The sequence below is a fragment of the Marinobacter sp. LQ44 genome, from assembly GCF_001447155.2.
Taxonomy (GTDB): domain Bacteria; phylum Pseudomonadota; class Gammaproteobacteria; order Pseudomonadales; family Oleiphilaceae; genus Marinobacter.
The window spans coordinates 3797799-3810745 of sequence record NZ_CP014754.1 but is presented as its reverse complement, the minus strand read 5'-3'; the positions used below and the strand labels follow the sequence as shown (position 1 = coordinate 3810745).

The following is a 12947-nucleotide window of genomic DNA, read 5'->3' as shown; positions in this document are numbered from 1 at the left end:
TTCACCTGTTATTGTTGGTTCGCTTGTGGCGAATCCTGTTGCCTGAACCCGCTTGTGACGGGTGGTTTGCGTCAATTCACTTGGGGAACGGCAGTGTCGCCGCCAGGCTGTTCTGCACTTCTTCCGGCATACCGGCCATCATCGGAGTCATGAACAGGCCAGGGGCGATGGCCGCCACATTCTTGAATTCCATCATGCACTCCTATTCTCAGGATTGTATTTGTTGAAAATCGGACCCGAAAACTACTTTACGTTTACGTAAACTTTATCTAACCTTGGTCTAAAAAGGAAATCGTGATGAACGAAAAAAGAACCTTCAGCATCAGCGAGCTCTCCCAGGAGTTCGACGTGACAACCCGAAGCATCCGATTCTACGAGGATCAGGGCCTGCTCAAGCCCACCCGAAGGGGCCAAACCCGGATCTTCAGCACCAAAGACCGGGTTCGGTTAAAGCTCATTCTCCGGGGCAAGCGCATGGGCTTCTCCCTGGCAGAAACCAGGGAACTGTTCGACCTGTGGGACGAAACCCTCACCGGTAACGAAAAACAGCTTTTGAAGATGCTGGAAATCCTCGCCGACAGGCGCGCCCAGCTCGAACAACAGAAAAACGACATCGCCCAGGCGGAGATGGAAATTGAAACCGCCGAAACCCGATGCCGCGAAGCACTTGAAGAGCTGCAGAAGAAAAAGAAACAACAGGACGCAGGGCAAAAAGCATCCAAACAAACCGTCACCTGAGCGTGACGAAGCACACAGACCCAATTCAAGAACAACAAGGTAGCCAACGATGAAATCACAATACTCAGAACTCAATTTCGGTCTCGGCGAAACCCTCGACATGCTGCGCGAACAGATCAACGGCTTCGCCGCCGCTGAAATCGCACCGCGCGCTGAAGAGATCGACCGCAACAACGAGTTCCCCATGGACCTGTGGCGAAAAATGGGCGACATGGGCCTGCTGGGTATCACCGTGGGCGAACAATACGGCGGCTCAGACATGGGCTACCTGGCGCACGTCATCGCCATGGAAGAAATCAGCCGCGCCTCCGCCTCCGTTGGCTTGTCTTACGGCGCCCACTCCAACCTGTGTGTAAACCAGATTCACCGCAACGGCACCGAAGAACAGAAACAGAAGTACCTGCCCAAACTCATCAGCGGCGAACACATCGGCGCCCTCGCCATGTCTGAGCCCAACGCCGGCTCCGACGTCATCTCCATGAAACTCAGTGCCCGTGACGAAGGCGACCACTACGTCCTCAACGGCAACAAAATGTGGATCACCAACGGCCCGGACGCCCACACCTACGTGATCTACGCCAAAACCGACGTCAAAGCCGGCTCCAAAGGCGTCACCGCCTTCATCGTAGAACGCGACTACCCCGGCTTCAGCCGCCACCAGAAACTCGACAAACTCGGCATGCGCGGCTCCAACACCTGCGAACTGGTGTTCGAAGACTGCAAAGTACCCAAAGAAAACGTCCTCGGCGGCGAAGGCAACGGTGCCCGCGTTCTCATGAGCGGCCTCGACTACGAACGCCTCGTCCTCTCCGGCGGCCCGCTGGGCATCATGCAAGCCGCCATGGACGTGGTCGTACCCTACATCCGCGAACGCAAACAATTCGGCCAGGCCATCGGCGAATTCGAACTGGTACAGGGCAAAGTCGCCGACATGTACACCTGGATGAACACCGCCAAATCCTACGTCTACATGGTCGCCATGTCCGCCGACCGCGGCGAAACCACCCGCAAAGACGCCGCCGGCGCCATCCTCTACTCCGCCGAAATGGCCACCAAAATCGCCCTGGACGCCATCCAGCTGCTCGGTGGCAACGGCTACATCAACGAATACCCCACAGGCCGCCTGCTGCGAGACGCCAAACTGTATGAAATCGGCGCGGGCACGTCTGAGATTCGGCGGATGCTGATCGGGCGGGAGCTGTTCCTGAACAAGTAAGCGCCCCCGACGAATCCACTGAAGAGGTTGGACGAGGGTTTGGCGGGGTGTCCTTTCCGAGAATCCCGCACCCAAAGCATGCCGAGGGGTTGGCGGGATGTCCTTCCGGAAATTTCGAAGGCCAAGGATGGCCTGAGAGAAGCGCACATGGATGTGCTCGTAGCGGTTTCCGGAAGGGCATCCTGCCAACACCGCGCCCCCAAATAATGGGACGAGAACAAATGACGATACTCCAAAGCAAAATAAACCCAAGGTCCGACGAATTCCTGGCCAACCAGAACGCCATGGCCAAAGCCGTCGCAGACCTGAAAGAAAAAGTCGCCACCATCCAGCAAGGCGGCGGCCCAAGCTACCAGGAACGCCACATCGCCCGCGGCAAACTGCTGCCCAGAGAGCGCATCAACCGCCTCCTCGATGACGGCTCCCCGTTCCTCGAAATCGGCCAGTTCGCCGCCTACAACGTCTACGACGAAGAAGTCCCCGCAGCAGGCGTCATCGCCGGCGTTGGCCGCGTGTCTGGCACCGAATGCATGATCATCGCCAACGACGCCACCGTCAAAGGCGGCAGCTACTACCCACTCACGGTCAAAAAACACCTGCGCGCCCAGGAAATCGCCCTGGAGAACCGCCTGCCGTGCATCTACCTGGTCGACTCAGGCGGCGCCAACCTGCCCCGGCAGGATGAAGTCTTCCCGGACCGCGACCACTTTGGCCGCATCTTCTACAACCAGGCCAGAATGTCTGCCGACGACATCCCCCAGATCGCCGTCGTCATGGGCCTGTGCACCGCCGGCGGCGCCTACGTGCCCGCCATGGCGGACGAATCCATCATCGTGCGCGATCAGGGCACCATCTTCCTGGCCGGCCCGCCGCTGGTGAAAGCCGCCACCGGTGAAGTGGTCAGCGCCGAAGACCTGGGCGGCGCCGATGTGCACTGCAAAGTCTCCGGCGTGGCCGACCATTACGCCGAAAACGACGCCCACGCCCTCGACATCGCCCGGCGCTGCATCTCCAACCTCAACCGCCGCAAACCGGTGGACGTGGAGATCCGCAAACCGAAAGCGCCGCTGTACAGCGCCGACGAAATCTACGGCATCGTCGGCACCGACTTGCGCAAACAGTTCGACGTGCGCGACGTCATCGCCCGCATCGTCGACGGCTCCGAATTTGACGAATTCAAACGCTATTACGGCCAGACCCTGGTCACCGGCTTTGCCCACATCCACGGCTACCCGGTCGGCATCATCGCCAACAACGGCATCCTGTTCAGCGAGTCCGCGCAAAAAGGCGCGCACTTCATCGAGCTGTGCTGCCAGCGCAACATCCCGCTGCTGTTCCTGCAGAACATCACCGGCTTTATGGTGGGCCAGAAATACGAAGCCGAAGGCATCGCCAAACACGGCGCCAAAATGGTCATGGCCGTGGCCTGTGCCAACGTACCGAAAATCACCGTGCTGATCGGCGGCTCTTTTGGCGCGGGCAACTACGGCATGTGCGGCCGCGCCTACAGCCCGGACTTCTTGTGGATGTGGCCGAACGCCCGAATCTCCGTGATGGGCGGCGAACAGGCCGCCGGCGTGCTTGCCACGGTTAAACGTGAAGGCATGGAACGCAAAGGCCAGCAGTGGAGCGCCGAGGAAGAAGCCGAGTTCAAGAAACCGGTGATCGACAAGTACGAAGAACAGGGCCACCCTTACTACGCCAGCGCCCGCCTGTGGGACGACGGCGTGATCGACCCGGCCCAGACCCGCGAAGTGGTTGCCCTGAGCCTGTCTGCCGCCCTAAACCGACCCGCCAAGCCAACACGCTTCGGCGTGTTCCGGATGTGATGGAGGACATCGCCATGACCGATCAGGAACCAGCGGTTCGCCTCAATCACCGCACCAAGGGTGTCACCGAAGTGGTCCTCAACCGCCCGGACAAACGCAACGCCTTTGATGATGTGATCATCCAGCAACTGATCAAGGCGCTGGAACAGGTAGACGCAGACAACAACACCCACATCGTGATCCTGCGCTCCGAAGGCAAGCACTTCTCCGCCGGTGCCGATCTCGGCTGGATGCGCCGCATGGCCGACAACAGCCGCCAGGAAAACCTGGACGACTCGCGGCAACTGGCGCGGCTGATGAACGTGCTGAACCACCTGTCCAAGCCGGTGATTGCTTTGGTACAGGGTGCCGCCTTCGGAGGCGCCGTTGGCCTGGCCGCCTGCTGCGACATCGTACTGGCTACCGACAAGGCCAGCTTCTGCCTGAGCGAAGTCAAACTCGGCCTGATTCCCGCCGTGATCAGCCCCTACGTGGTACGCGCCATCGGCGAGCGCCAGGCCCGGCGCTACTTTATCAGCGCCGAAGTCTTCACCGCCCGGCAAGCCGAGCACTTCGGCCTGGTGCATGAAGTGTGTGAAGACGAAAACGCCATGGAACGCCGCTGCGACGAACTGCTTTTGCAGCTTGCCCTCAACGGGCCAGAAGCCATGAAAGCCGCCAAAGATCTGGTATTCGCCGTCAGCCACAAGGTGATCAGCCAGGACGTGATCGACGACACGGCACAACGCATCGCGGACATCCGGGTGGGTGAAGAAGGTCAGGAAGGGCTCAACGCGTTCCTGAACAAACGCAAGGCCAACTGGGTTCCGGAGGAATAATAATGTTCAGTAAGATACTCATCGCCAACCGCGGCGAAATCGCCTGCCGGATCATACATACCGCCCATCGCATGGGCATCCGCTGCGTTGCCGTGTATTCCGATGCCGACGCAGACGCCCGGCATGTGGCCATGGCAGACGAAGCCTTCCACATTGGCCCGGCCCCCAGCTCCGAGAGCTACCTGAAAGCCGACAAGATCATCGAAATTGCCAAAGAAAGCGGCGCCCAGGCCATCCATCCCGGTTACGGCTTCCTGTCTGAGAACACCCAGTTCGCCGAAGCCTGCGAAGCCAACAACATCGTGTTCATCGGCCCGCCCTCCTCGGCCATCGCTGCCATGGGCTCAAAATCCGCCGCCAAGGCCATTATGGAAAAAGCCGGCGTGCCCCTGGTGCCCGGCTACCACGGCGACGACCAGTCTCCGGACACTCTGCGCCAGGAGGCCGAGAAATGCGGCTTCCCGCTGCTGCTGAAAGCCGTCGCCGGTGGCGGCGGCAAAGGCATGCGGGTGGTGGAACGCATGGAAGACTTCGACGACGCCCTGGCCGCCGCCAAACGGGAATCGAAGAACGCCTTCGGCAACCCGGACATGCTCATCGAACGCTACCTGACCCAGCCACGGCACGTGGAAATCCAGGTGTTCTGCGACCAGAGCGGAAAAGGCGTGTACCTGGCGGAACGAGACTGCTCGGTGCAGCGCCGCCACCAGAAAGTGCTGGAAGAAGCCCCGGCGCCGGGCCTGAGTGAGGAAACCCGCAAAGCCATGGGCGAAGCCGCCGTTAAAGCCGCCCAGGCCATCAACTACGTGGGCGCCGGCACCGTGGAATTCCTCTACGACGTAGACGGCTCCTTCTTCTTCATGGAAATGAACACCCGCCTGCAGGTGGAACACCCGGTCACCGAAATGGTCACCGGCCAGGATCTGGTGGAATGGCAGCTGAAAGTGGCCTGGGGCGAGCCCCTGCCGTTGGAGCAATCCCAGGTCAAAACCCGGGGCCACGCCCTGGAAGCGCGCATCTACGCCGAAGACCCGGACCAGGACTTCCTGCCCGCCACCGGCAACCTGCGCTACCTGAGCACCCCGGATGAAAGCGCCCACGTGCGGGTGGATACCGGCGTCACCGAGGGCGACGACATCAGCATCCACTACGACCCGATGATCGCCAAACTCATCGTGTGGGATGAAACCCGGGACCAGGCCATCAACCGCATGGTCCAGGCCCTGGAGCATTACCGCATTGCCGGCGTGAAAACCAATATCCGCTTCCTGCACGCCCTGGCCGACGCCCAGCCGTTCCGGGAAGCGGACCTGACCACCGGTTTCATAGACGACCACCGGGAACTGCTGTTCCCGAAATCCAGGCTGGACACCCACAAGGCCCTGGTGCTAGCCGCCGGATTTGTGCTGGAACAACGCAAATCCCGGGAAGTGATCAGCACAGACCCCTGGTCGCCCTTCGCCCGCCAGAACAGCTGGCGCATGAACTCCGAATACGCCCAGCCGCTGCAGTTACAGGTAGGCGACGACATACACGACCTGAAAATTCTGGAGCGGGACGACCGCTACCAGGTGTACGTGGGCGGCAGCGTGTACAACCTCACCATGCGCCTGGATGACGACTACCTGCAGGCGGTGATTAACGGCCATCGCATCAGCGTTCACGGCAACCTGCACAACGACCAGCTGGTGCTCTTCTACGAAGGCGACACCTTCAACTGCACCCTCTACAAAGAGAGCTACGGCTTTGAAGAAATGGCCGGCGAAGGCAGCCTGGCCGCACCCATGAACGGCGCCATTGTGGCGGTGCAAGCGAAAGTCGGCGACAAGGTTAAAGCGGGCCAGAGCCTGGTGATCATGGAAGCCATGAAAATGGAACACGCCATCAAAGCCCCCGCCGACGGCGTAGTCACCGAGATCTTCTTCGCCGAAGGCGACCAGGTGTCTGAAGGTGCCGAACTGATCGCCATCGAAGTCACCGAAGAGGAGGCCGGCTGATGGCCTTTCCAAAACAGGTGCGCCTGGTTGAGATGAGCCCCCGGGACGGCCTGCAGAACGAGCCCGGCGCGGTGATCGCCACCGCCATCAAAACCGGCCTGATCGACCGACTGGCCGACTGCGGCCTGAGCCACATCGAAGCCGCCAGCTTTGTGTCGCCCAAATGGGTGCCACAAATGGCCGACGCCGCCGACGTGATGGCCGGCATCACCCGCAAACCCGGCGTACGCTACTCCGCCCTCACCCCGAACCTGAAAGGCCTCGAGGGTGCCCTGGCCGCGAAAGCAGATGAAGTTGCCGTATTCGGCGCCGCCTCCGAAAGCTTCACTAAAAAGAACATCAACTGCACCATCGCCGAAAGCCTGGAACGCTTCGCCCCGGTGCTGGAAGAAGCCCGAAAACACGACATCCCCGTGCGCGGCTACGTGTCCACCGTGATGGGCTGCCCCTACGAAGGCGACATCGCCCCGGCACAAGTCGCCACCGTGGCCAAAGCCCTGTACGACATGGGCTGCCACGAAATCTCCCTGGGCGACACCATCGGCGTGGGCACCCCGCTAAAAGCCAAACGCATGCTCGAAGCCGTCGCCGCCCACGTACCCATGGACAAACTGGCCGCGCACTTCCACGACACCTACGGCCAGGCCCTGGCTAACCTCTACGCCGTTCTGGAAGAAGGCGTCTCGATCATCGACGCCTCCGTCGCCGGCCTCGGCGGCTGCCCCTACGCCAAAGGCGCCTCCGGCAACGTCGCCACAGAAGACGTGCTATACCTGCTTAACGGCCTAGGCATCAACACCGGCGTGGATCTGAACAAACTGGTCGCCACCGGCGACTGGATCAGCAGCCAACTGAACCGCCACAACGGCTCAAAAGTCGGCCATGCATTAGGCGGAAACTGCCAATGATTGAAGTGGAGGGCGGGTACTCCTTCCCGGGACTGTCTGCAGCATGGATGCTGCAGTCAAGCGTACAAGGACGTATTCACAGCGTGTCCCGGGAAGGAGTACCCGCCCTCCACCACACAGAATCAAGCAGGCTAGGAGCCCAAAAATGAGCAACAAAAACGTAGTGGCCCTGGATCTCCCCATCCCGGAGATCAGCGACATGCCCGAAGACACCCAAAAGTACTTCCAGATCTGCCAGGAAAAACTCGGCATGATCCCCAACGTACTCACCGCCTACAGCCACAACCTAAAACAGCTAGAAGGCTTCACCCGCCTCTACAACGCACTCATGCTCGGCGAAAGCGAACTCAACAAACTCGAGCGGGAAATGGTCGCCGTTGTGGTCTCCTCAGAGAACAAATGCTTCTACTGCCTGGTCGCCCACGGCGCCGCCGTGCGGGTACTGAGCGACGACCCGGTCCTGGGCGAACACATGGTGATGAACTACCGCAGCGCCAAACTCGACCAACGCCAGCGGGCCATGCTCGATTTCGCCTCCCTGCTCACCCGCACACCCGCCCTGGTGACCGAAGAACACACCCAAGCCCTGCGAGGCGCCGGCCTGAGCGACCGGGGCATCTGGGACTTGAGCAACCTGATCGGCTTTTACAACATGAGTAACCGCGTGGCCATCGCCAGCGACATGCAACCCAACCCGGAATACCACCGCCAGAGTCGCTAGCAAGTGCATTGACTTGCCAGCCCTCAATTACAAAAACAAATGGAGGCAGAGACATGAGCAAGACTCTCCCAAGCTACACCAGCAGCACCGCCGACAAGCCGCTACTGGGCATGACCATCGGCGACATGCTCGACCAAACCGCCGAAAAATTCCCCAACAACGACGCCCTGGTGTGTCTGCACCAGGACATCCGCTGGACTTACAAAGAGTTCGTTGAAAAGGTCAACGAAGCCGCCCGGGCCTTTATGGCCATCGGCGTCAAACGCGGCGACCGGGTCGGCATCTGGTCCCCCAACCGTTACGAGTGGACCGTTACCCAGTTCGCCACCGCCAAAGTGGGCGCCATCCTGGTGAACATCAACCCGGCCTACGGCGTGCACGAACTGCAATACGCCCTCAATCTGGCCGGCATCACCACCCTGGTGACCGCAGACAGCTTCAAAGCCTCCAACTACCGGGAAATGCTCTACGAGCTGGCCCCAGAGCTGAAACGCAGCGCCCCCGGCAAACTCAAAGCCGATCACCTGCCAGACCTACGCGCCGTGATCAACATGCACTCAGACAAGCACGACGGCATGTGGACCTGGAAAGAGTTCATCGGTTTTGCCGGTGACGTTTCCGAAGCCGATCTCAGCCAACGCCAGAGCGAACTGCAGTTTGATGACCCCATCAACATCCAGTTCACCTCCGGCACCACCGGCAACCCCAAAGGCGCCACCCTCACCCACCACAACATCCTCAACAACGGCTACTTTGTGGGTGAAAGCCAGCGCCTGACCGAGCACGACCGCCTGGTTATCCCGGTGCCCCTGTACCACTGCTTCGGCATGGTGATGGGCAACCTGGGCTGCATTACCCACGGCACCGCCATGATCTACCCGGGCGAAGGCTTCGACCCCAAAACCGTGCTGCAGGCCGTGCACCAGGAAAAAGCCACCGCCCTGTACGGCGTACCCACCATGTTCATTGCCGAACTGGCCGACCCGGAGTTTGACAGCTACGACCTCTCTAGCCTGCGCACCGGCATCATGGCCGGCTCCATCTGCCCGGCGGAAGTGATGAAAAAGGTCAACGGCAAGATGAACATGAAAGAAGTGCAGATTGCCTATGGCATGACCGAAACCAGCCCGGTCTCCACCCAGACCAGCTCCGAAGACCCGTTCGAGAAACAGGTCACCACCGTTGGCCGAACACAGCCCCACCTGGAAACCAAGATTGTCGACCCCGGCACCGGCAACGTGGTGCCCCGTGGCGAAATTGGCGAACTCTGCACCCGTGGCTACAGCGTGATGCTGAAGTACTGGAACAACGAAGAGAAAACCCGTGAAGCCATAGACGACGGCGGCTGGATGCACACCGGCGACCTGGCCACCATGGACGAAGACGGCTACATCCAGATCGTCGGCCGCATCAAAGATATGGTGATTCGCGGCGGCGAGAACATCTACCCGAAAGAAATCGAAGAATTCCTCTACACCCACCCCGCCATCGAAGACGTGCAGGTAACCGGCATACCCGATGAAAAATACGGCGAAGAACTGATTGCCTGGGTAAAACTGCGCCCAGACACAAACCCGGTGACCGGTGAGGACTTGCAGGCCTTCTGCAAAGGCAAAATCGCCCACTTCAAAATCCCCAAGAACTACAAGTTTGTGGATGCCTTCCCGATGACCGTGACCGGGAAGATTCAGAAGTTCAAGATGCGGGAGATTTCGATTGAGGAGATGGGGTTGAAGAAGTAGCCCTCCGTAACTCCATTCGCACCCCTCAAAACCCGGCCTAGGAGTCTGCGCGGCAGAAGTGTTTTGAGCAAGTGCCTCCGCCGCGCCGAATCACGGTTGTGCCCGAGAGTATAGGCGCAGTATCCAACCGGATAGAGTCACGATTTTCTATTCAGGCAATCAAGACGGTTATAGGCAAGCTCACAACCGTAGCCCGACCACTCAGCACGGCCCAGCACGCCGCCTCAGATCGCCTATGTCAGCCTCATCAGCGAACTCATCCGCCTGAGGTTAAGCGACAGGCAGACCAGATCCCATTCGCCTTGCACGGCATTAAGCCCCCTCAGGCTGAACTGCCGGAAGCCCAGAATATGCTTGATCCAGCCATTAACCGCCTCAACCAGATGCTTGCGCCGGGCGTAAACCGAACGCCCCGTCGCGGTGGCCAGCTTCTCGGCCATCCGTGACGTGGCTGGATAACCGCTCGCGTCTATCTCTGCGCTCTTTTTCCCTTCCCGACGCAGCGAAACATAACCGTCGATCCTTTTGTCCTCCAGGGACTGTAAGTCGTCTTCTTTACGGTAACCGGCATCGGCCAGGCATTGTTTCGGATAGGTTTTCAGGATGTCTTTCACGTCATCCAGTAGCGGTATCAGGCGCCCCTGATCACTGGCATTGCTGCCCAGATGATTAGCGACAATCAGTTGGAATTCACCGTCCACGGCCAACTGGCCGTTGTAGCATTGCTGGAACCCATCCGCCGTTTTCATAATCCGGCTTTGCGGGTCGGTAAAGTTGCTTTGATCTTTGTCGTCCGGCACCCCGTAATCTCGCTTGAAGTTCCGGCCACCGCGGGGTGGGCGGCGGTCATCGTCCGGGTGCCGGCCTTTGGCGGCATCCCGCGCTTTCTGATCCGCTTCCAACTTCTCCTTGGCAGCGCGGATCTTGTCCAGTCGCGCCTGTCGGTACTGCAACTCCTCAGGTAGCTCATCACCCCGCTGGTCCGGGCCGAACTGCCGATCTTCCGACTCATCCGTTCGACGGGCCTGACGACATAGCCCATCGATCTCTTTCGATAAACGATCTTCTTCCTCGCCCATGCGGCCATAGCTCATGGCCTTGTGCTTACTGGCATTAGCCCGAATCTTTGTGCCATCAATCGCCAGTGTTCCCAGCGTGATCAGCTCCGCCTCCCGGGCAATCCGTACGACTTGAATGAAGATGGCCTTGAAGGCGACCAGATGGTGTTTGCGGAAATCACAGATCGTGCGGTGCTTGGGAAAATTACCCGCAGCCAGAACCCGAAAGGCGACGTCTTCCTCCAACTTCCGGGCAATCTTGCGTGAGGAGAATACGCCGGTGGCGTAGGCGTAAATAAGAACCTTCAGCATCATCCGCGGATCGAACGGCGAGTTACGCCGACCGTTGCCTTCGTAGCGGGCGTAAAACGCACTCAAATCCAGCTCCTCGACAACATCACTGACAAAATAGGCCAGGTGGCCATCAGGCAGCCACTCGTTCAGGCTTGGGGGAAGGAGCAATTCCTGGTCGGGCGAGTACGGGCGGAAAGTGGTTCCCATCAGACGTCCTGTTGCCGAAAAATTTTCGGTTTATTATGCCAGAAACGGGCTTCTGCCGCGCAGACTCCTAGTGCCGGGTTTTTCTGTCGTGTAGGCAGACTGCGCTCTGGGGAATTCGTGATCATGTAGCGCGCTTCGTTTTGCGTAGCGTTATTGCAAGTGTAGTGGTCAACTAATCCCGGACAGTATTTTAAGGTTTTCCTCAGCCGCAACGGGAGAAATGCCACCGTTGAACGTATGAGGCCGTTGCCGGTTGTAGTAGTCCATCAGATAGCCACCTACATCTTTTTGGGCCTCAGGCAGATTCCGATACCCCAGGGCCGGTACCCACTCAGATTTCAGACTTCGGAACAGTCTCTCCATCGGGGCATTGTCCCAGCAGTTGCCACGCCGGCTCATGCTTTGGGTCATTCAATAGCGCCAGAGCCTCTGACGGAACTTACGGCTGGCATACTGACTTCCCTGATCCGAGTGGAACATGACTTTCTCTGGCTGACCACGCTGTTCCCAGGCGTGATCCAGAGCTTTTACAACCAGGTCCGCATCCGGACTGGATGACATTGCCCAGCCAACAACTCGCCGGGCGTAAAGATCCAGTACCACAGCCAGATAGCTCCATCGCTGGCCGCTCCAGATGTAGGTAATGTCACCACACCAGACCTGGTCGGGCTGCTCTACTGCAAACTCACGATCCAGGTGATTCGGGATATCCGGTCGTTCAACTGTGGCGTGCTTGTAGGCGTGAGGGCCTGGCTGCTTACAGATCAGGCCCAGTTCGCTCATAAGACGTCGAATCTTGAAGCGACCGACGACAACACCTTGCTCGCTGAGCAAGCCTTTGATTGTCCGGCTGCCAGCAGAGCTACGGCTCTTGGTAAACAGGCGGTTTACCTGAGCCTTCAGGGCCAGGCGTTCTACATCCACACGGTTCCGCCGTTGGCGGTACTCGTAATAGCTGGAACGGCTGATTTCAAACGCTTCACAGACCAGTTCAATTGACTCCTGCTCCCCCAACTGGTCTATCAGCGCGTACGATTCATCTCGTCCGACATCAAGAGAGCTGTAGCCTTTTTTAGTATCTCCTTCTCCCGCTCAAGTCGATTGCAGCGGGCTTCCAGTTCCTGAATCCGGCGCTGTTCCGGGGTTAAGGCCTTGCCCTTCGGGGTGACACCGTCACGCTCCTCGGCCAGTTGGTTAACCCAGCGCCGAATAGCGCTTTCACCGACTCCCAGGGACACACTGGCCTGCGGAATCGTGTAACCTTGATCCAGCACCAAGCTGGCTGCTTCCTGTTTGAATTCAGGAGAAAAAGAACGTCGCTTTCTGGTCATCAGACACCTCGTTTATGGTGGTGATATTACCACCTACGTTGGTGTCCGGAATCATTGAACCACTACATTTAGAGAAACGATCACGAGA

Annotated in this window: 9 protein-coding genes and 2 pseudogenes; 8 read left to right on the top strand and 3 right to left on the bottom strand. The window is 59.2% G+C overall.

Annotated features, from left to right (window positions below; all coding sequences use genetic code 11):
• Positions 1-79: 79 nt before the first annotated feature.
• Positions 80-178: pseudogene (locus tag ASQ50_RS21105) on the bottom strand (3-hydroxyacyl-CoA dehydrogenase); the annotation flags it as partial.
• 119 nt (positions 179-297) lie between these two features.
• Between ASQ50_RS21105 and ASQ50_RS17525 the strand changes: the two are divergent.
• The 8 genes from ASQ50_RS17525 (at position 298) to ASQ50_RS17490 (ending at position 9969) form a co-directional block, all read left to right on the top strand.
• Entirely contained in the window at positions 298-738 is a 441-nt protein-coding gene (locus ASQ50_RS17525; protein WP_058093067.1) for a MerR family transcriptional regulator, read from the top strand.
• Between the two features lie 49 nt (positions 739-787).
• A complete protein-coding gene (locus ASQ50_RS17520) occupies positions 788-1954 on the top strand; it encodes an isovaleryl-CoA dehydrogenase (RefSeq protein WP_058093066.1) in 1167 nt (388 codons plus the stop codon).
• A 221-nt stretch (positions 1955-2175) separates the two neighbouring features.
• Positions 2176-3783, top strand: coding sequence for a carboxyl transferase domain-containing protein (locus ASQ50_RS17515; RefSeq protein WP_058093065.1), 1608 nt, complete (start codon positions 2176-2178; stop codon positions 3781-3783).
• 14 nt (positions 3784-3797) lie between these two features.
• Positions 3798-4601 carry an enoyl-CoA hydratase-related protein gene (locus tag ASQ50_RS17510; protein ID WP_058093148.1) on the top strand — a complete coding sequence of 268 codons (804 nt, stop codon included), beginning with the start codon at positions 3798-3800 and terminating at the stop codon, positions 4599-4601.
• A 2-nt stretch (positions 4602-4603) separates the two neighbouring features.
• On the top strand, positions 4604-6598 hold the full coding sequence (locus ASQ50_RS17505) for an acetyl/propionyl/methylcrotonyl-CoA carboxylase subunit alpha (RefSeq protein WP_058093064.1): 1995 nt from the start codon (positions 4604-4606) through the stop codon (positions 6596-6598).
• Complete coding sequence (locus tag ASQ50_RS17500; RefSeq protein ID WP_058093063.1) at positions 6598-7506, top strand: hydroxymethylglutaryl-CoA lyase; 909 nt, start codon at positions 6598-6600, stop codon at positions 7504-7506. The genes ASQ50_RS17505 and ASQ50_RS17500 overlap by 1 nt, the downstream gene beginning before the upstream one ends.
• Before the next feature lie 145 nt (positions 7507-7651).
• A complete protein-coding gene (locus ASQ50_RS17495) occupies positions 7652-8227 on the top strand; it encodes a peroxidase-related enzyme (RefSeq protein WP_058093062.1) in 576 nt (191 codons plus the stop codon).
• Between the two features lie 53 nt (positions 8228-8280).
• Positions 8281-9969: an AMP-binding protein gene (locus ASQ50_RS17490; protein ID WP_076657251.1), complete on the top strand. Its 1689-nt coding sequence runs from the start codon at positions 8281-8283 to the stop codon at positions 9967-9969.
• A gap of 233 nt (positions 9970-10202) precedes the next feature.
• Here ASQ50_RS17490 and ASQ50_RS17485 read toward each other — a convergent pair whose 3' ends face one another.
• Both ASQ50_RS17485 and ASQ50_RS17480 read right to left on the bottom strand, forming a co-directional pair.
• Positions 10203-11528, bottom strand: coding sequence for an IS1182 family transposase (locus tag ASQ50_RS17485; protein WP_068351393.1), 1326 nt, complete (start codon positions 11526-11528; stop codon positions 10203-10205).
• Between the two features lie 168 nt (positions 11529-11696).
• Positions 11697-12859, bottom strand: a pseudogene (locus ASQ50_RS17480) (IS3 family transposase).
• Between the last annotated feature and the right edge of the window lie 88 nt (positions 12860-12947).

Excerpts from the sequence above, each read along its gene's own strand:
- ASQ50_RS17485 (WP_068351393.1), bottom strand. The coding sequence starts at position 11,528 with ATGGGAACCACTTTCCGCCCGTACTCGCCCGACCAGGAATTGCTCCTT.
- ASQ50_RS17515 (WP_058093065.1), top strand. The coding sequence starts at position 2,176 with ATGACGATACTCCAAAGCAAAATAAACCCAAGGTCCGACGAATTCCTG.
- ASQ50_RS17505 (WP_058093064.1), top strand. The coding sequence starts at position 4,604 with ATGTTCAGTAAGATACTCATCGCCAACCGCGGCGAAATCGCCTGCCGG.
- ASQ50_RS17510 (WP_058093148.1), top strand. The coding sequence starts at position 3,798 with ATGACCGATCAGGAACCAGCGGTTCGCCTCAATCACCGCACCAAGGGT.
- ASQ50_RS17525 (WP_058093067.1), top strand. The coding sequence starts at position 298 with ATGAACGAAAAAAGAACCTTCAGCATCAGCGAGCTCTCCCAGGAGTTC.
- ASQ50_RS17495 (WP_058093062.1), top strand. The coding sequence starts at position 7,652 with ATGAGCAACAAAAACGTAGTGGCCCTGGATCTCCCCATCCCGGAGATC.
- ASQ50_RS17490 (WP_076657251.1), top strand. The coding sequence starts at position 8,281 with ATGAGCAAGACTCTCCCAAGCTACACCAGCAGCACCGCCGACAAGCCG.
- ASQ50_RS17520 (WP_058093066.1), top strand. The coding sequence starts at position 788 with ATGAAATCACAATACTCAGAACTCAATTTCGGTCTCGGCGAAACCCTC.
- ASQ50_RS17500 (WP_058093063.1), top strand. The coding sequence starts at position 6,598 with ATGGCCTTTCCAAAACAGGTGCGCCTGGTTGAGATGAGCCCCCGGGAC.